This window comes from Methanoplanus limicola DSM 2279 (assembly GCF_000243255.1).
GTDB classification, from domain to species: Archaea; Halobacteriota; Methanomicrobia; order Methanomicrobiales; family Methanomicrobiaceae; genus Methanoplanus; species Methanoplanus limicola.
Map to the genome: position 1 here is coordinate 2,118,696 of NZ_CM001436.1, position 20,359 is coordinate 2,139,054.

Sequence of the window (20,359 nt, forward strand, 5' to 3'; positions counted from 1 at the left end):
GGTATGCGGGATTATTTTTTTGGCTAAGCAGCCTGTAAATATCTCAGAAATTATTGATTACGGGGTGATTACTGTGAAATCTGCCTGCCTTGCTATTTTAATTATACTCCTCTTCTGTGCTGCCGCATCGGGAACCCAGAGTGAAGAAGAGTATATCTCTCAGGAAATATCCGGGAATGTAACACTGAATAATTTATCCGGAAAAATACCTCCGCCTGCTGCCGTTCTTCCTGCGAATGCCAGTGAAAGAGGAGAGGAACCGGATGTATCAGCCAATACTTCAGCTCCTTTTAGGACGCCTCTTCCGGATCCGGCTGAAAAATATGAAAATGAGGGAGAGGAAGTGCCTCTGCATGAAGAAGCAATTCTCATCGTGAGCAGCAGCAATACAAAACCATCTCCGGATGATTCAGAAGGCCGCCCACTCTATGCTCCTGAGAGCATAATCGTCCGTTATGTCCCGGAAACTGCATCTGACATGGCAGTGATGGCAGATACTGCCAACAGCCTGAGTGCAGCTTACCATACAACCCTCAGTCACGACTTCTCAGAAGACGGAATTTCCGGCATGCAGCTCATAAATCTCCCCGAAGATCTCACAGTTCAGGAGGCAGTGGTTGCATATGAAAGCAGCCCGTATGTCCTATATGCCGAACCGGACTACTACTGCTATGAAGACAAACTGCCCAATGACCCTGATTTCTCACGTCTGTGGGGCCTGAAAAATACCGGCCAGACTGTCAACGGACAGGCAGGAACTTCCGGCGCTGACATCTCAGCTTCTGAAGCCTGGGATATAACAACAGGATCAAAGGACGTTATAATTGCCGTCATTGATTCCGGTGTTTACATGCACCACCTTGATCTCGTGGACAATATGTGGAGAAACCGGAATGAAACAGCGGACGGTAAGGATACTGACGGAAACGGCTATATTGACGATCTCTATGGCTGGGATTTTTATCAGAATGACAATGATCCCGATGACGTTGACGGGCACGGCACCCACTGTGCCGGAACAGTTGCCGGGGTGGGGAACAATGAACTCGGTGTTGCCGGGGTTATGTGGACAGCAGAGATAATGCCGCTGAGATTTATGGGACCTTATGGCACAGGGAAGACTTCAGACGCAATAAAAGCCATAAACTATGCGAAGAACAACGGTGCCTGTATAATAAGCAACTCCTGGGGGTCGCCGTCATATTCGCAGGCATTAAAAGATGACATAGACTCTTTCGCCGGATCTGTGATATGCTCTGCGGGAAACAGTGCAGCAGACACCGATACTTCCCCGAATTATCCTGCCACTTACAACAGCACAAATATTATTGCCGTTGCATCAACCGACAACAGAAACAGCCTCTCATATTTCTCAAACTATGGCTCTGCAACTGTGGATGTTGCCGCACCCGGGACGGGGATTTACAGTACAGGAGTTTATTATGACAGAAAGGAGATCTTCAGTGACAATTTTACTGACTTCAGTAACTGGTATAATTACGGCGTGTGGAAACCAAATACTTCTGTTTATCTCACCTCACCATCCTCAGCATATGCCGGCCCTCCGGGAAATGACACGAAATCATGGCTCGCTATGGTAAATAACCTTACACTGTCGGATTATCAGCTCCCTGAACTTACATTCAGCTGCAATTATTCAATAGTGAACGGAAACAACACCCTTAATGTTTACACATCCTGCCCGGACAAGAGTGCATTTAATTTTGCTTATCAGATACAGGGCACATCTGAAGGTGGCTGGAAGACGGTTACAATAAACAAGGACCAGATCTTTAGTTCATACCAGGCAAATGGTTATTCTGTCATTCCGGGAGAGATCCGCTTTGCTTTTATTTTTATAAGGGATAATACATCATCACCGGATTATGCCTTTGTTGACGATATCAAAGTGACCAATGTCGCAAAGATACTTCCGGATTACAAATCAATGAACGGCACCTCGATGGCAGCCCCTCATGTATCCGGGCTTGCCGGGCTTATCAAAGCATATAATTCCTCCCTTTCCACCTCACAGGTCAGGGAGATTATCACCTCAAACACAGATCCCCTCACTTCGCTTTCAGGAAAATGTATGACAGGCGGAAGAATAAACGCCTCAAAGGCGCTTTTAGCTCTGCACCTTAAAGCCGGAATTGAGGCTAATGTTACATCCGGAGATGTGCCGCTCACAGTCGGTTTCACAGACAACTCAACCGGAATAAATTATACATCGCTCTGGTCGTTTGGCGACGAAAACATCTCCACAGAGATAAATCCGGTTTACACATACACGGCAAACGGCACATACACTGTCAATCTGACAATATCCAATAAATACGGGGGAAATATCTCATCCGAAACCGGCCTGATTAAAGTCGGCTCAGGAACAGAACCAACTCCCACGCCGACTGCAACTCCGACTGTAACACCGACAGCAACGCCTACACCATCTCCAACCCCCACGCCAAAACCGGGTGAATATCCGGCTGCAAACATTGTATATCTCGGAACAGATACAGCCTCTCTTCACTGGGAGAACAGCAGCCCGTTTAGGAATACTCCGGATTATGGAGGATATAATTTAGTACGTGGTGCAACAACCCTTGCAACCGGAACAGGACTGTCATTCACTGACAAAAATGTCCCCGGAGGGCCGGGTTCTGATTACAATTACTATACTTATGCACGAAACATCTCAGGAAAGCCGGTCCTGCTCTATGTAACTCCGGTAAGTTTTGGAGAACAGGTTTACGGAACTATGCAGACCGATGATACCTGGGATAAAGCCGGCGGGGAAGTGCAGCTTACAGCCAATCTGAATCCAAACGGGCACAGACTTGAGATAAAGAATACCCGTGTGTATTCCCCGGAATTACACTCAAAAAGGATCCTCGGAGCTACCAGCCTCACCCTGGATAATGTTCAGTTCAGCTATGTATCTCTTGATTTAAGCCCGATTGATGATGAACGGGCGCTGATAACCACCGGAAATGTCGTATCAGACAGTTCTATTGAGGTTGCTGACAGCAATCTGGGGATATCCAATATCACAACATCTTCCTCATTAGAACTAACAGGTGAGAACAATCAGGTGCATTCAGGCAAAGGCACGATTATTATCAGAGGAAATGACAGCCTGATAAATGAATGTGAAGGAGATCTCTTTGTCAACGGGGACCGTGCTTATGTCATCTCATTTTCCGGAATGGCTGATATAAAAGGAAACCAAACAGATGTAAAGGGGTGCACAGGTGAAGGAGCCGCAGCAATAACGGTTACAGGAAGAGATGCAGTCATTGAGGATAACATCCTTAGAAATATCGGCCACTCTCTATATGACGAAAGATACGGCATCTGGCTCAGGGAAGGATCAGGCGGAATAATCAGGAATAATACTATCATAAATGTAACCGCATGGGCAGGCTGGGGTGATGGTATCAGGATAGGGGAGGCAGACAAATCTCCTCTTGAGAACATAACAGTATCCGGCAACCACATTGACGGAGTTGAAGGTGCCGGAATCGGCATCTTATCAGGCAGTGAACAACTCACTGTAAGCGGGAACTTAGTCCGGAATATTACTCTTTACGGCATTGACTTTGGCATGGGTTCATTGTATCCGGCAGACACCTCATTCTTTGAGATTAACAGAAATGAGATTCACAGTTCAAAAGATAATTCAGGGACATACGGTATGTATCTCTCCGGAAATAACGGCCATATCGAAGAGAATAACCTCTCAGGTTTCATCTGTGCACTTCGTCTTTCAGGTGACAGCTTTGAGGTTAAAAACAACAGCATCTCTGATATAAGAGGAGCAGGAGGTCTTTACGGTGCTGAAGCCGCTGTGGCTGTTTACGGCGATGAAAATGTAATCAGTGATAACAGGATCTCCGGATATACCGGTGTTGAGGACAGGGGGCTTCAGTACGGCATACGCCTTGACGGCAGTGACGGGAATCTCTTAAACAATACTGTGAGCAATTACTTCTCCGGGCTTGATATAATCGGGAATAATCACAATGTCACCGGAAATACCTTAAACGGCATATCCGGAAGCACCCTTAATCATCACGTGGTCAACTTTTCGGCTGAAAACTCGCTCTTTGAGGGCAATACAATCATAAACACAACCCAGAAGACCTGGGCAAGAGGAGTTGTTTATTCCACAAACTGCAGCGGGAACGTATTCTCGAAAAACCTGATTGATACGGGTGATAACGGGTTTTATATCACTAAGATCAAAAACGGGACAGTATTCAGTGAGAATATTTTAACAAACATCACTTCGTCAGGGATCTATGCAGGAGAAGTCTCAGGCGGGGACCCGGCTACATCTGCCGGCTATTCAGACATGCAGATACTCAACAACACATTTGCAGGTATGAGTGCACAGGGTGGAAGCGGGGTCTATATCGACCGGATTTATGGCTCATCGATCGCCGGAAACAATATCACAGACTGCTGTTACGGCATAGATATGTGGCCATATACAAAGGAGAGCATAATTTCGGATAACTTAATAATCAACGGTTCAGAGGGCATAAGGCTCAGGGGGACAGGTGATCTTGCCACCGGAAACACTATCCTGAATTATTCCGGAAAGGGGATTTACCTGTACAACCCGTCCAAAACCATCCTCAGGAACAATACAATTCTGCATGGGATAGGCGGAAATCCGGCTGCAATATATGCTGAGACCTACACCGAAAATTCATACAGAATTGAGAGCAGCACAATCGGCGATATGGTGAACCTGACAACCTTCTCTATTGAAGAGAGCAGCAACGGTCTTGTTATAAAGCCTGTCAAGGCTCCACCAGAGCCACCCAAATCACCGGAATATCCATACAGCCCTGTATCTGTGGGCTGCCGGGCCGATATAAATACTTTTAACAGTTACAGGAGCAACCCTTTCAGCTTCAACCTTACCTTCCATTACGCCCCGGAATCATTAAAAGACATTCCTGAGGAGAGTATTTCTGTCTGGAAATACAATGGCAGCCATTGGTACGGAGGCAATGAAACCCCTTCATGGAATGGTTCACGCTGGCTCAATAAAGCAGACCATGAGGTGGGCGTTACAGTAATCTCTCTTCCGGCTTATTCAGCAGAACCCGTAATATTTGCTCCTCTTGCTGAAACTCTAAAGGCCGACTTCTCCGCAGAACCAAGAGAAGGAACAGTGCCGGTGAGGGTTAGCTTTACGGACCTCTCAGCAGGCGACCCTGATAAATGGTCATGGTCGTTTGGTGACGGAGATGTAAGCAGTGAGGAAGGTCCGGTTCATACATACACCATGGGAGGAGACTACACTGTAAGTCTTACAGTCTCAAAGGACGGCAGAAATAACACGGCAGTTAAGGAGAATTATATTACAGTTGAGAACCACCCTCCTGAACTCTCCGGAATAGCCCCGCTGTACGGTTACAGCAATGGGTCATTAATAAATGCCTTACTGAACGGGAGCGGGTTTATTGCAGGTGCTGAAGTAACCCTTACAAAGACCGGATTTCCGGATATGAAAGCCTCAAATGTAACTGTAATAACACCTTCAGTGATAAACTGCACATTAGACCTTCATGGCGCTGAACCTGGTCAGTGGACTGTGAAGACTTCAAATTATGACGGAAAATCTGCATCATTAAAAGACGGATTTATTGTCCGGCCACGTGGTGATTTCAACGGCAATGGATTTGTGGATATAGGTGATGTCTCAAAGGTTGCATATATGGTAGCAGGAAAAGAGCCTGAAGACCCTGAGGCTGACTTTTACGGGGACGGAAATGTCGATGTAGGCGATGCAGCAAGGATTGCATGGTACTTCACCGGAAAGTTGCCCGGTCTCTGATTCAGCCGGAGAAAAACCCATATTTATATCCTTATGAGCTGTCTAAGCCGGATAAAATCTCTGTGCCGGAATAAATGTCCGGGTAAGAAAAGAATTATATTTTTGTTTTCCGGAAGAGGAATGCTCCGAGAATTATCATTGCACCTGAGAATCCGAGCAGGACAGCAAGGCATACAAACGGATTTATCTGCGACACACCGTTAAGGCCAAACCTTATCCCCTCAACACCGTATGTAAGCGGATCAAAGAGCGTCAGTGTCTTAAACGCCGGAGGAAGGCTGTCTATCGGAAACATTGCCCCTGAAAGTCCGAATATTGGAAAGATTATAAAGCTCATGATGAGCTGAAAACCGTTCATATCCTCCATCCTTGATGCAATCGCAATCCCAAGGGATGTAAAGCCAATTCCGACCAGGGCCATAAATCCGAATGCGATAAACAGCCCGGCAATATTCGGTATTTCAAGCCCGATAAAGAGCGAGAGCACAAGAATAATTGTACCCTGTATAATCGCCGTTGTTGCCCCGCCAAATGTCTGCCCCAGCATAATCTCCGTCCTTGAAATCGGAGCAACGAGAGTCTCTTTTAAAAATCCAAACTGCTTGTCCCAGATAATCTGGATTCCGGAGAATATTGATGTAAAGAGAACACTCATGGCCACAATTCCGGGGACGAGGAAGTCCACATAGTTCCCGCCGACACCCGAGATGTTCACAACCGAATTCAGCCCGAATCCAAGGATAATCAGGAAGAAGAGCGGCATCCCAAGGCTGCCTACAATCCTGCTCTTTGACCTCAGGTACCTTTTGAGGTTTCTGAGCCAGATAGTATAGATGACATCCATAATCAGTGCCTCCCTGCCTTAAATGCCATCCGCATATGGTCCTTTGACCCTGCCTCCTCCTCGCGGATAGACCTGCCGGTATAATGAAGAAATACATCCTCAAGTGTGGGTTTATGCACGGAAACCGAGGTAATCTTTATCTTTCTCTCAATCAGGATTTCGATCATCTCTGAGAGGTGTTCTTCTGCGTCATGGACAGCTACAGAGAAAAAGCCGTCATAAAAATCTGTCTTCTCTATCCAGAGCCTCTCAATTCCGGACATTTTCCCGTTATAATCCGGCGATTTTACAGTTATAACATCCCCGCCTATCCTCTTTTTAAGGTTCTCCGGTGTATCAAGTGCAACAATTTTCCCTCTGTCGATTATTCCGATTCTCCCGCAGAGCCTGTCAGCCTCATCCATGTAATGGGTGGTGATGATGACAGTTATCCTCATCTCCCGGCTCATTTTTTCGATATACTCCCAGAGATAGTTCCTTGTCTGTGGGTCAAGGCCAAGTGTCGGTTCATCGAGGAAGAGCACTTTCGGCCGGTGCAGAAGGCCCCTTGCAATCTCAAGCCGGCGCCTCATCCCGCCCGAAAAAGTCTTTACAATGTCATCTTTTCTCTCCCACAGGCCCACAAGCTCCAGCAGCTCTTTTATTCTTTCAAGCCGGATTTTTTTCTCAATCCTGTAAAGGCGCCCGTGAAAGTCCATGTTCTCCCATGCAGTAAGCTCTTCGTCAAGGCTCTGGTCCTGGAAAACAATCCCTATTGACTTTCTGACACCGTCCTCATTCTTTTGGATGTCATAGCCGGCAATCTCCGCCTTTCCGGAAGTCGGGTTAAGCATTGTTGCAAGCATTGAGATTGTAGTTGTCTTGCCTGCACCGTTCGGCCCTAAAAGCCCGAAGATCTCACCTTCCTCTATATCAAAAGAGATACCGTCAACTGCTGTGAAATCGCCGAATTTTTTTGTGAGATTCTCAACATTCACTGCTGTCATCAGGTACAATCCTCCTTAATTCATCAAGGCATTTTTTTATCAGGAGGGCTGCCTCATCCTGTTTCTCATCCGGAATTTTATCTGCCAGAAAATGCAGCTCATGCATATCTGCCATATAAGGGACATTTCCTTCACCAAATATCTCAAAGAGGAGGTCCCTGAAGACATACATCTTCTTCCTCTCCTCACGTTTCCGGTTCACAATATCCTCAAGCATCCTCACGCCTTCAGGAGTCAGCCGGTAGATATTTTTACCACGCTGTCCGGTCTCAGAAAGTTCAGTGAGGCCCTCATCCTCCATTTTTTTAAGCATTGGATATAATGTGCCCTTGCTTGGCACCCATGCCCCTTTTGTCTTTGCAGATATCTCCTTTAACAGTTCATAGCCGGATTTTGGCTCACTGTTGAGTGAATGCAGGATGTAAAGCTGGATCAAACCCCTGCCTCTGCCATTTTTTTTCCCGGTAAATTTCAGCGGTCCGCTCATATTATCGCCATCGAATGTATTCCTGATAAGAACCATACTATAGAAAACCATTCAGATTAAAACAGTTCTTAGTAGTACCATTGGGAGATATAATATTTAAATCTGAACCATTCAGCAGAAAAGCAGGAGTAATAATCAGAGATCGAAACTAAGGCTGAAGTCCGGATGTATATCAGCAGAGAGATATGCCGGTCTGAAATTGAGCAGAGAAAATCCGGAGATGTCTGCAGATGTTCACCGCGGAGAGGGAGAGATTAGAGAGATTAGAGAGATTAGAGAGATTAGAGAGATTAGAGAGATTAGAGAGATTAGAGAGATTAGAGAGATTAGAGAGATTAGAGAGATTAGAGAGATTAGAGAGATTAGAGAGATTAGAGAGATTAGAGAGATTAGAGAGATTAGAGAGATTAGAGAGATTAGAGAGATCAGATAAGTTGGAGAGACAGAAGAAAAAAAAGAGGATATAAAAAAATCCAGAACCCTGATCTCTAAGACCCGATTTATTAATATTCTTTTAATCTCTAAGGCCTAAGGAACTCTCCAAAACCCGGGCATTATATTTCTTATCAGCGATAATATCTCTGATCTGCTCAGTTTTTTCTCTGAACTCCCTGTTTTCGGCAATCTTCTCCACCCCGTATGTATCTTCAAGAATAAAGAGAAGCTCCTCCCATACCCGAATCTGCTGATTTAAAGTCTCATATTCACTTATATCTCCGGCAGAGAAATTAGATTTTGCAGAGCCTGAGATCATATCGTCTCTCCTCTCCCTCTCAGATATTATCATGATAAGATAATCCCTGAGGAGATCTATATGCACCGGCTTCATAAGGAAGCCCTGAATCATATCGCCGTAAATTAAAACCTCATCGGGATGAAGTGCCTTTGCAGTCAGAATAATTATCTCTGCCTCATCAGAGTCTTTAAATTTCCTGATTGATCTTAAAATTTCCCAGCCGTTCATCGGCTCCATCATAATATCAAGCAGTATTATCCCAAAATTCCGGTCCCTGAGAATATCGAGAGCATCATCACCAGATTCAGCAACAGACACAGAATATCCTTCCTTCCGGAGAATTTCCGAGTAAATGTCAAGCAAAACAGGATTGTCATCGACAATCAGAATATTATTCATCTTTCTCCCCCATACTCTTACCTTCAGGCTTATTCATGCCATGATATTTCCTGAGATAATTCCAGATCTTTTCAGATTCAAGCCACCCCATATCAAGTTTCCTGATAATATCATCAATACTCTCAATCTGATCATTTAAAATATCTCTGTTCCCTAAATTATCCTCCATATCAGTAACCGCACGAATCACTGCAAGCGGGTTTCTGATAGAGTCATTGAGCGTTGCAAGCTGCATAATATTATGCTGAATCTGATCCATAGCTGCCAGTTCACGTTTCTTTGCCTCTTTCTCTTCAGTAATATCCCTGACAAAACTTACCCAGCCGGTATGAATTCCGGATTCATCAAAGAGAGGAGACATAAAATGTTCTGTCGGGAAAACTTCTCCACTCTTCCTTCTCATCTTAAATTCAAATTCGGGGATTTTCTTATCTTTAGTCAGATGAGAGTATACATACTCCCTGAAATTCTCAAATGATTCATCATCTGCATGAAGAAAATCGGTGGTCTTTCCGATCAGTTCATCCTCCAGATATCCAAAAATTTCCATTGCCGCTTTATTTGCAAGAATGATTGTGACAGGGTCTATCCCAAGCACAAAAGCCGCATCTGTCAGTGACTCAAATGTACTCCTGAAAAGCTCTTTTTCAGCACGCAACTGCTTTTCAGCCTTCTTTTCCTGGGTTACATTTATAGAGAGCATAATAACACGCCTGATCTCCCCGTCCGGATCTTGAAGCGGAGTTATCCTTACAAGAAATGCCTGACCGTCATGCTCTTCTTCAATTGTGATTGTAATCCCCTCACTGACAGCACGTCGTACTGAATCGGCAATTTTTTGGCCGGATTCATAACCATGGCATTCATAGACCGTTTTTCCATTAAAAAAGTCCTCTGAAAGCCCCATTCTGTTAAGTTCCTCACCGGCACACAGTATATAACGCATCTCACTGTCAATTATACTGACCAGACCACGCGGCAGGTGCTCAAGTATTGTCTGAAGATTTTCTTTTGATTCCCTCAGTTCATTCTCAGTCTTTTTAAGTTCAGTGATGTCACGCCCTTCAGCTATCAGGAATATGACCTTTCCGGATTCATCAAAGACAGGTTTTAGGGAAAAATCAATGTCAAAGAGTATTCCTTCCCCCGACACATGGGTTGTCTCGTAGCGAACCGTATCTCCGGAAGATGCCCTTGCTATAACTTCACGCAGTTTGGCCTGCTCTGCTTCTGAATGAGTCCACCACGGGGTATTTGGGAAAGATAAACCTTCAACATCTTCATGACTCTTTCCAATAAGAGAAAGGGCTGTCTCATTGACCTGCTCCAGTATTCCGTCAGGGCTGAGCACGCCGAGGTAATCAAAAGAATAGTCAAAAACACCCCTGAAAAGCCTCATATTTTCATTAAGCTTCTGCTCTGCAATTTTCCTTCCGGTTATGTCAAGATTTGTCCCGACCACCCTGACCGGTTTATTATTTGCATCACGTTCAATCACCCTGCCCTTTGTAAGAACCCACACATATCTCCCGTTCCTGCCCCTGAGCCTTAATTCAGCCTCATAAATCGGAGTTTCACCAGCCAGATGTGCATTCAGCACACCCAGGACTCTGTCAGTGTCATCAGGATGAATAAGATTTAGCCATGAATCATATGACCCTTTGAAATCACGGGGATTATAGTCAAGCATCTCAAACCAGCGATCATTAAAGACCGCATCTCCGGTTGCGACATCCCATTCCCATGTCCCAAGTTCACCACCATCTATTGCCATCCTGAGGTGTTCTAAAAATTCAGACTCTTTTTTACTCTTTACTTCTGCATGCTCCTTTTCTTTCAGAACAACCGGATCTTTTACAATAACACAGAGATAATCCCTCTCTCCGGGAATTTTAAAGAGAGATATGCCAACAGTTACATGCTTATCATTTCCAGAGACATAAGCGGTTAAAATAGCGGTTTTATCCTTTACTGCCGCACCTGTGATTTCACCGGAAGAAGCAGGAAACACCTCATAATATTCAGAACCAAAAATATCCCTGAAGTTGAGATCATATAAATTTTGTGGGGAAATTCCAGTGAACTCTGCAAAAATATTGTTTGAGAATAATATTTTCCCGTTACTGTCCATAACAAAGGCTCCATCCGGAATTTTTCCGATGAAAAAATGACAGAGTGCCTCAAAGTTGCTGCCCGAAAGAATATTTCCTCCTTCTTCTGCCGGTTTACCGGATATTGATGCATCGTTTCTGCCTCCTGATTCCGGAATATGACCATTAAGATCTCTTCCGCTCTTCTCTTCTTCCGGGAAATCGTAATTATTCTTCTTTGAGGCGTTCATTTTTTTTGCACCGGTTGTAATCATTTTATCCGGACGGTTATCTTCAGTCAGTTATCTTCAGGCAGTTATCTTCAGTCAGTTATCTTCAGGCAGTTATCTTCAGTCAGTTGTCTTCAGGCAGTTGTCTTCAGTCAGTTATCTTCAGTCAGTTATCTTCAGTCAGTTATCTTCAGTCAGTTATCTTCAGTCAGTTGTCTTCAGTCAGTTATCTTCAGGCAGTTATCTTCAGTCAGTTATCTTCAGTCAGTTATCTTCAGTCAGTTATCTTCAGTCAGTTATCTTCAGTCAGTTATCTTCAGTCAGTTATCTTCAGTCAGTTATCTTCAGTCAGTTGTCTTCAGTCAGTTATCTTCAGGCATGCAGATTGTTTTAATCCGGAATTCACAGGAGATATGACAATAGTATTGCAGATAAATAATCTCGTGAATGATAATTATTCAGGAGAGACAGACATTTGCATGCTCTGGAATAATCAGTTTATTTTAATAATCACTATATTTTTTAGACGAACTGCGGACATAAATAATTAATCACTTCAATACATTTATAATTACACAACATAACATCCATAATTATACAACACAATATTTACAATTATACAATCAGAATAGATTGAAACAGGTCACAGAAAAAGAGAAAAAAATTAAATCATAAACTATTCAAATAAAAAGAAAAATTTAGCGGGCCCGAGGGGATTTGAACCCCCGACCACCTGATTAAAAGTCAGGCGCTCTGCCTAACTGAGCTACAGGCCCAATTTATAGAACAAATACTTCTGAGAAAGTTTTTCCCGGGCGTAAACAGAGTTAATTTACTGCCTTACAGCTGAAGTAAACCTTCCCATTAACATTATCACTTATATGAGATAATAATTTTGATTTGAGCCTGAATATTGACACTTATTATTCACCCTTAATTTACTGAATCATTCCCGGTAATATCCGTATCCTCCACCTTCCATTCCGGTTTTCTTACAGAATATATCAGGAGCGGAACTGAGATTATAACAATCATGCCAGAGAACATTGAAGCGGCATAGATCAATTCATATCCGGAGGAAATATTCTCCGGATTAAAGAAGGTTACAGTCTCCATGAACAGTATTGTAATTATTCCAAGTATCACTGCAATACCAAAGAGGACTTTCTTTGCCCTTGTGTGGTAATTGTTTGCCTCAAACAATCGTTTTCTGCTCATAATTGCCGAGGCCATCAGTATAAGATAAGCTGCCAGGTAAATGTGTGTCAGAAGGGAGAGCATAACCCAGTATGCTGAGTTCACACCCGGAATCAGGGCAAATATAAGGCAGAATACTGTAACTATAACTGCCTGAACTATTAATGTGTGTGCCGGAATTTCGTTATCATTTATGTACTGCATAAATGGAGGAAGTGTCCCTCTCCTTGCAGTGAGTGTCAGCCCTCTTGCAGGGGCTAAAATCCACGAATTTATCTCACCAATGGTCCCAAACATTATCAAAAGAATTACAACAAGGAGTATCCATCCTGCATTCATCTCATTAAAGAGCATCTCCAGAGCCTGCAACAGTCCGTTTACAAAACTTATATTCCCGGCCGGAATTACGGTTGCAATGGAGAGAGAACAGAGAATGTTAATCAGAACACAGAATAAACCGCCGATTACAAGGGTTGGAAGATAATTTTTAGCTGCATTTTTTAGATCACCCAGATGGGCTGCTGAGGCTTCTATGCCAAAGAACGGGTTTACAAACGCTGCAATCATTGAAAGGGCTGCAAGGGATGAGAGATCAGGAACAATGTTGTCATACGTGAATGAGAGATCAGTCTGGGGCAGATGTCCGGTTGCGAGATGTAAAACCGCCATTGAAATTATCACCAGTGCAGGTATGAATACCCCGGATATGACACAGAATGTGCTTATCTTTGCAGAAACCTTCAGCCCTCTCATGCTGATTAAAGTCGCAGACCAGAAGAAAATGAGGGAAACTGCAAGAATATAGAGCTTGTTCTCCGATAATTCGGGTGAGAAGAGATAGGCTATTGCTCCGGATATGAAACTTAAGAGGAGAACAGATACAATAATCAGGTGCATCCACTGGATAAATATCGCAGTAAATCCCCATCTCTCACCAAATGACTCCTTCACCCAGGCATAAAGTCCTCCTTCAACCGGAAAAGCACAGCCAAACATCTTCAGGACAAGGGTCATTGGCAGGAGAAATCCGGCTGTGGTGATCGCAAAATAAAAGAGTATATTCATGCCCGTTACTGCCTGTGAAGGCAGACTTCTGAGACTGATCATTATTGAGGCTGTGATCATTGCAAAAGTAAAAAAACCAAGCCTGTATTTATTGGAAGATTCCGGCACTTAACTGAGGTATAAGCACTATTGCAGATAAATCATTTGTTTTTAACCGAAAAATTCGGCTATATAATAATCACCGGAATAAACAATAAAAAATCACCGGACTGTCCCCCCTCTCAGAAATAATCAGAAGTAATTAATTTATATTATGATGTTCAATTACAGATCTAAAACGCCTGATATTTTGGGGATGTACGAATAGGTAATCTTTTTTTGAACTCATATTTTTCAGCCCCCAACAGGCTTAAATCTGGTGAAGGTTATGAGAATTGGGGTATATTTAATTGTAATTTTATTATTTACAGCAGCATTTGCAGGAGCAGCATCCGCAATAGGTGTCATTTATGTCGGCTATGACAAGGCCGATATTTCATGGTCACAGTATGTTGGCGATGACTTTGGAAAATACAGGATTTATGCCGACTCATCGCCTGTTGCTACCATATATGAGCAGTCTGAGACAACCTGCCGTGCAGAAGGCCTGACAACGGACTGGGTGTACACTTTTGAGGTTGAGTCATATGATGACAAAGATAACCTGAAAAGTACTGATTCAAAAGATATTCACACAGGACAGGTGCAGGGAACTCTAAGACTTGGAGATGATAACTGGGACGGCATAGATGTCAATTTGACGGGCGACATTGATCTGTATGGCCACGAACTATATATAAGAAATTCAAAGGTTTTTTCAGGGCCTACCGGAAATTCCATTTATTATCCGGAGATTATCAAGGGCCAGGGCGATCTGACAGTTATGGATTCTTCATTTACAAACGTCACATTTGATGTCACTCTGAATGACAGCTTCCTTTCCGGAATGTCAGCAAACCAGGATATAAAATTCCGCTGCAGTGAGAAGACATTTACAAATATCACATCAGAAGGGACATATAACAACAAACCGGTTTCACTCTGGGTAATCGGGGATTCAAACACATTCCATGACTGTGGAGGGTTCATAAAAGTCGAAGGTGACAACAACCGCCTGGAGGATAACAACTGTAAGATAATTCAGGTGAGCGGTGAATCTCCGGTTATAACCGGAAATACAGTCAGCAACTCAGATTATGACGATTATTCAGGAATTTATACCGGAAATGGCAACAATTCTGTAATTACAAAGAATACCATCTCCGGAATAAAAGGAACCGGTATTGAGCTTTACACTGACAAAAATCCTCTGATAGTGGATAATGTGATAAGTGACTGCAGGGATCGCGGAATATATATCAGTTCACCTTACCTGGAAGAGATCATTAATCTAACCCTGATAAACAACACTGTCAGCCGGACAGGATTACAGGGTTTCTGGGGATGGGACCCCATAATGGGCGGAGAATTATCACACAACTCGTTCCTGAACACCGGAAATGTCGGCATTCAGGCAGACGGAATTGGACTTTTGGTTAATGAAAACCGTTTTTTTAACTGTAGTTATGCCGGTATGACTATTAATGCTGTCAGTTCGGAATTCAACGGAAATTATGCCGACGATTCAACAATGGGGATCTATGATAACGGCTGGTGGGGAACTGCCGGATATAACACAGTCAAAGATAATATAATCACAAACGGTCCGGAGGGATATACCGCTCTTGATCTGGTATCAGACAACAGTACTGTCATTAATAATACAGTATCCTGGTGCGATTACGGTGCAGAGTGTGAGGGGTATAATATAACTGTCACTGATAATACTTTCATAAATAATGAAGTATACGGTCTGTCTCTCGACAGACTGAATATGAGCAATGTCTCTAAAAATGAGTTCATAAATAATTCCCGGAAGAACCCTGACGCATCAGTGCATCATACATACTGCAGCAATGTCACATTCTCTGACAACACAATTGACAAAGGGTACAGAGGAATTTATGTTGAATATTCCGGTAACGGAAACATAATTGAGAGAAATACAATCCTAAACACCACCGGTATTGCTGTAAGCAAATCCAAAGAAGGAGAATATCCATTATACCGTGGACTGTCTGATCTTGTAATCCGGGATAATGACATTAAAGGGACTTTGGAAGCTGACAGAACAGGGATGAGTGTTGGTCTGGTTGACGGGGTTACGGTCACTGATAATCAGATCAGCAGTATAGGGAAAGGAATTACTCTGCAAAACGTAAACAAAACCACAATCAGAAATAACAATATCACAAAAGCAACCGTATCCGGAATTCAGTTTAATTACCACTACTCTGAAGATTATGGAGGATGTTATCTCAATGAAATCTCCGGCAACTCGATTGAATCAAAGAATACCGGAATTGAAATTTTTGCAAAGAATACAACCGTCACGTCCAATACTGTAACAGGATATACCCAGAGAGGAATATCACTCACAATGGGCGTGGGGACAAACATCAGCAGTAACATACTGAAGAAGAATACATCCTACAACCCATGGGACTTATACATCGAAACTGAAGAAGGTCTGTTCCAGGGCACCCTGACACTTGACTCCAATACCATAGGCGTTTCAAACCCGACAAACCTCACATTCTCCAATATCTCTGACAGGTTTGCGGTTATGAGCGTTGAAGATCCTCCCGAACCGCCCAAACCTCCGGAATACAACACAACCAGGACCTCAATCGGAAAGTGGGCACAGGTGTACAACCTGAGCACTGAACTTGAACTTGACATAGAATTTCACTATACAGATGAGGATATTGAAGGCTATAACGAGAGTTCACTGTGGGTCTGGAAGCACAACGGAACAGTCTGGGATGAGGGGGCCACCGATGACTGGGAGAGCTGGGACAAAAATCACTGGCTGGACACTGACAGGAATATTGTCGGGGTGAGCATATACCACTGCTGTATATTTGCACCGCTGACCGGAAAACCGGTGCACAACCCACGTCTGGAGGCAGATTATATGACAATAAAAGAAGCCCTTGATGACTTTGACTTTAAAGACGGCGACACCATAACCGTCGATTCATCATATACCGGCACAAAGGAGAATATCAATATTTACAAAGAGGTAAAACTGAAGTCTTCATCCGGAAAAGCAGCCTCGGCAACCATTACAGCCGAAGACCCATATGAACCGGCAGTAAAGGTATATTCAGACAATGTTGAAATTGACGGTTTTGTTATCTCAGGGGCATCATCATCATACGGGTTAAGGATTGAAGGTTGTGAACTCGTTAAGGTCTCCAACTGTAAAATAACCGGAAACTCTGTCGGAGCCTCCCTGGCCAAATCAGAAATAGGAACCCCTGAAAAGTCTGAGTTCTGCACAATATCATACTCCGAATTCTCCGGAAATACAAACTGTGGTGTATATATCAACGATTCGGACGAGAACAATCTCTTAGACTGTGAGATTAAAGATCCCGTCGGCGTTGCTATTGAAAACAGTATATCAAGCCTGGTTTCCGACTGTACCTTCTCCGGAAATTCAGAATATGGTATTGTTGTTCAGCATGGCGGTTCTGTAAACGAAATTATGTCGTGTGAGTTCACAGACCAGGAGAACGGCATCTATATCGCCGGCACTGATCAGAACACCTTTACAGGATTAACCTTCAAAAACACGGCAGACACAGTAATTGCTGCCGATGATTCGGACAGGAATACATTTTCAGAGATATCTTCAGATTCATTTGCCCGGGGATTATATCTTAAGGATTCAAACCTGAACAGTTTTACAGACTGTGAATTCAAAGGAAATTATGACGGTTTTGTCACAGGGTACGAAATCTATGCATCAGAGAGCAACAAAATAGAAGACTGTAATATTCATGATATTGCGTCCGTAGGATATTCCATTGACGGTATTAAGATCTACGGTGATTCAGACAGTAATTTAATATCAAACACAAGTATTTCCGGTTTTGAATCCTCAAAATGTACAGGCATAACACTTACATCAGGAAGTGGCAATACAATAGAAAATGTAACTGTATCCGGTCTGAGTGCTGCATATGACGGTGCATACGGACTGAAGCTCACATCCGGACCAAATACTGTTAAAAATTCCGGATTTTCAGGCATTTATGCCACAAACAATTCATATGGCTGGATACTGGGAGGGGACTATGGCAATACCCTGAAAAATTCATACCTCAACGGTGTAACGTCTCCGAATAGCTCGGCCGGAATTTCGGCTGAGAACTTCGGTTACACAAACAGCCTCTCAGGGATTACATTTGCCGGAGATAATGCCACAACATTTTCAATGAAAGGAAAGGGCAATATGACATTCGGGTGGGTACTGACCCCGCCGCCTGACGGTGATGACCTGATAAATATCGGCCATTACCTCGACATTAACGGAAATTCCGGTTCAGAACTATCACTGGAGGTGAATTATTCAGCCGGAGATTTGGGCACAAAGGATCCAAATCTTCTCTCCATGTGGCAATATAAGGGAGGCAGCTGGGCAGAACTGCCCTCACCAAATGGTGTTGACACAGCTGCAATGTACACCTATGCGTACAATATCTCTGAATTTTCAGTATTTGCACCGATGTGGAACGGATATATCCCTGATCCGGTAGCGAACTTCACCGCATCACCGCTTGAAGGGGCCGCCGTCAGGCAGGTTAATTTCACTGATTTGTCAACCGAAAGTCCGCATACATGGGCATGGGACTTTGGTGACGGAAGTACGTCATCAGAGCAAAATCCGGTGCACAACTACACGGTAAACGGAACCTATACTGCCAGCCTTACTGTAACAAACGACGGCGGCAGTGATACAATGACAAAGACGGATTATATAACCATCTATAAGAAGGGCGACTTCAATGCAAACGGTTTTGTTGATATCGGTGACGTCTCAAAGGTTGCATATATGGTTGCAGGACTAACGCCGGTTGATATGGCAGCTGATTTCAACGGAAACGGGGAGGTCGATACCGGAGACGCAGCAAAGATTGCCTGGTATTTTGTCGGAAAGGAGAGTGAATTATAGTTATATTAACCAAAGAATCTTTTTTAACCATAAATTATAAGATTTTTCCGGATGACAAAGAGATAAATTAAGAGCAGTCATTAACAAATTTTGTGGATATAAATCAGGCTTACAGTCAGATTAGCTGTTCAGGATTTATTTTTCCGGTTATTTTTCCGGTTAACTTCACCTGCTTCTTTTCTCCTATTATTTTTCCGGTTATTTTTTCCCTGCTTCTTATCTCCTATTATTTTTCCGGTTATTTTTTCCCTGCTTCTTATCTCCTATTATTTTTCCGCTCATTGGAATGAAACTGTTTTTTTCGGCATGGTATCCGGAACAGCTCCGGCAAAAGTTAAATATACTATATAGTTTATTCATTACAGTACTTTAAACTTAGACGATCATTAATATGTTCGAACCTACAATATTAAATTTAAAATGCTCTATTAAATTGCCCAAATCGCAGTATTGGCCCTAAATTCTCCGTTTTTTTGCACAGAGATCACAAGGCACATTTTGTAAACCTATTTTGATTAACATCACTCATCCCCATTTAGGCCTCATTACATTCTTCCATTTCTCATCGAGATCAATCTGAAAAGAGTATCTTTGAATTGAAATTGTGTTGTTTCCAGTGAAAAAGTTACAAAATTATAGATAGCTACCGCTAAATCGGTCGCAGCTGCATATTCCGTTCATTGAGATGTCAGAATGTCAGCTTATAGCAATTTCATCAATCCTTAATATACGAAAATGAGTCATACTTTCTTCAAATATGATGGCAAGATAATGATTTAAGGGGAATTTGTCCCTGTCTATTACTTTTGGTCCTCTCTGAATCTTTGCAAATCGCTTCCATTTTGTTAAAACCCAAAAATTCTGAATTATGCATGCAATTAGATAATAAAAAAATCTCACCACATGATCTTTGGTGGATGTTCTTACTTTGAATTTATTATTAATGACATATGTTGATTCAATGGCAAATCTATGCCTGTATCGCTCACTAATTGATTTGGGGAAGTATTAATTTTGTACACAACAAAAGCACGATGAAGAGCACCTTTTTTACCCTTTTTACCTTTCATGTAAATGACACGATCAACAATTTTCACCTTACATTTTAGCTTATTCTTCGATTTGGCGTTTATAACATATTCAAATGATTTTGATTTCTTTCCCTTCAGCTGCCTTTTGAGTTCATCACTGTTCTTCTTAACAGGCACTATGTGAGGAATTTCAGATTCCTTAAGGTAACTGAAGATTTCAGCAGAGTAAAACTCACGGTCAAGCATCAGAGATTTGATCTTGAATCCATATCCATAAATTAAATCAACACAATTCTTTATTGCGGTGAGGTTAGTGGAATCTCTAAACAAAGGAATAACCTGAAGTATAAGGTGCTTATCCATATTTACAACCGAGAATGTCAGGTATCCAACAAAATAATT

10 protein-coding genes and 1 tRNA gene are annotated in these 20,359 nt (G+C 42.9%); 3 read left to right on the top strand and 8 right to left on the bottom strand.

The annotated features are described in order from the left end of the window. Window positions 1-19: 19 nt before the first annotated feature. Window positions 20-5,851: a S8 family serine peptidase gene (locus tag METLIM_RS15655; protein ID WP_004078337.1), complete on the top strand. Its 5,832-nt coding sequence runs from the start codon at window positions 20-22 to the stop codon at window positions 5,849-5,851. A gap of 94 nt (window positions 5,852-5,945) precedes the next feature. Here the strand turns inward: METLIM_RS15655 and METLIM_RS10150 are convergent, their stop codons facing one another. Genes METLIM_RS10150 through METLIM_RS10160 form a run of 3 tightly spaced genes read right to left on the bottom strand, consistent with a single transcriptional unit; the run spans window position 5,946 to window position 8,204 of the window. Further along, window positions 5,946-6,695, bottom strand: coding sequence for an ABC transporter permease (locus METLIM_RS10150; protein ID WP_004078340.1), 750 nt, complete (start codon window positions 6,693-6,695; stop codon window positions 5,946-5,948). Window positions 6,696-6,697: 2 nt separating this feature from the next. Further along, window positions 6,698-7,681, bottom strand: a complete 984-nt coding sequence (locus METLIM_RS10155) for an ATP-binding cassette domain-containing protein (RefSeq protein WP_004078342.1) — start codon at window positions 7,679-7,681, stop codon at window positions 6,698-6,700. Further along, a complete protein-coding gene (locus tag METLIM_RS10160; RefSeq protein WP_004078344.1) occupies window positions 7,662-8,204 on the bottom strand; it encodes a PadR family transcriptional regulator in 543 nt (180 codons plus the stop codon). Before METLIM_RS10160 ends, METLIM_RS10155 begins: the two co-directional genes overlap by 20 nt. Before the next feature lie 184 nt (window positions 8,205-8,388). On the opposite strand from METLIM_RS10160, the gene METLIM_RS10165 reads away from it, so the two are divergent. Continuing rightward, complete coding sequence (locus METLIM_RS10165; protein WP_048145855.1) at window positions 8,389-8,601, top strand: hypothetical protein; 213 nt, start codon at window positions 8,389-8,391, stop codon at window positions 8,599-8,601. An 81-nt stretch (window positions 8,602-8,682) separates the two neighbouring features. Here METLIM_RS10165 and METLIM_RS10170 read toward each other — a convergent pair whose 3' ends face one another. From METLIM_RS10170 to METLIM_RS10190, 4 genes are all read right to left on the bottom strand, one after another. Beyond that, window positions 8,683-9,303 carry a response regulator gene (locus METLIM_RS10170; protein WP_004078347.1) on the bottom strand — a complete coding sequence of 207 codons (621 nt, stop codon included), beginning with the start codon at window positions 9,301-9,303 and terminating at the stop codon, window positions 8,683-8,685. Beyond that, on the bottom strand, window positions 9,296-11,668 hold the full coding sequence (locus METLIM_RS10175; RefSeq protein WP_004078349.1) for a PAS domain S-box protein: 2,373 nt from the start codon (window positions 11,666-11,668) through the stop codon (window positions 9,296-9,298). Before METLIM_RS10175 ends, METLIM_RS10170 begins: the two co-directional genes overlap by 8 nt. 657 nt (window positions 11,669-12,325) lie before the next feature. Beyond that, a tRNA-Lys gene (locus METLIM_RS10185) sits at window positions 12,326-12,399 on the bottom strand. A gap of 157 nt (window positions 12,400-12,556) precedes the next feature. After that, window positions 12,557-13,993 (bottom strand): amino acid permease, encoded by a 1,437-nt coding sequence (locus tag METLIM_RS10190; RefSeq protein ID WP_004078355.1) that lies wholly within the window; start codon window positions 13,991-13,993, stop codon window positions 12,557-12,559. A gap of 259 nt (window positions 13,994-14,252) precedes the next feature. Between METLIM_RS10190 and METLIM_RS10195 the strand changes: the two genes are divergently transcribed. Further along, the gene (locus tag METLIM_RS10195) at window positions 14,253-18,926 is read left to right on the top strand and encodes a right-handed parallel beta-helix repeat-containing protein (RefSeq protein ID WP_004078358.1); all 4,674 of its coding nucleotides are present in this window, start codon (window positions 14,253-14,255) and stop codon (window positions 18,924-18,926) included. A gap of 923 nt (window positions 18,927-19,849) precedes the next feature. Here METLIM_RS10195 and METLIM_RS17410 read toward each other — a convergent pair. Beyond that, window positions 19,850-20,320, bottom strand: coding sequence for a transposase (locus METLIM_RS17410; RefSeq protein ID WP_048145861.1), 471 nt, complete (start codon window positions 20,318-20,320; stop codon window positions 19,850-19,852). Between the last annotated feature and the right edge of the window lie 39 nt (window positions 20,321-20,359).

What these genes read in the sequence shown, in the direction of transcription:
- METLIM_RS10195 (WP_004078358.1), top strand. Translation starts at nt 14,253, where the DNA reads ATGAGAATTGGGGTATATTTAATTGTAATTTTATTATTTACAGCAGCA.
- METLIM_RS10170 (WP_004078347.1), bottom strand. Translation starts at nt 9,303, where the DNA reads ATGAATAATATTCTGATTGTCGATGACAATCCTGTTTTGCTTGACATT.
- METLIM_RS10165 (WP_048145855.1), top strand. Translation starts at nt 8,389, where the DNA reads ATGTCTGCAGATGTTCACCGCGGAGAGGGAGAGATTAGAGAGATTAGA.
- METLIM_RS10175 (WP_004078349.1), bottom strand. Translation starts at nt 11,668, where the DNA reads ATGATTACAACCGGTGCAAAAAAAATGAACGCCTCAAAGAAGAATAAT.
- METLIM_RS10150 (WP_004078340.1), bottom strand. Translation starts at nt 6,695, where the DNA reads ATGGATGTCATCTATACTATCTGGCTCAGAAACCTCAAAAGGTACCTG.
- METLIM_RS10160 (WP_004078344.1), bottom strand. Translation starts at nt 8,204, where the DNA reads ATGGTTCTTATCAGGAATACATTCGATGGCGATAATATGAGCGGACCG.
- METLIM_RS10155 (WP_004078342.1), bottom strand. Translation starts at nt 7,681, where the DNA reads ATGACAGCAGTGAATGTTGAGAATCTCACAAAAAAATTCGGCGATTTC.
- METLIM_RS17410 (WP_048145861.1), bottom strand. Translation starts at nt 20,320, where the DNA reads ATGGATAAGCACCTTATACTTCAGGTTATTCCTTTGTTTAGAGATTCC.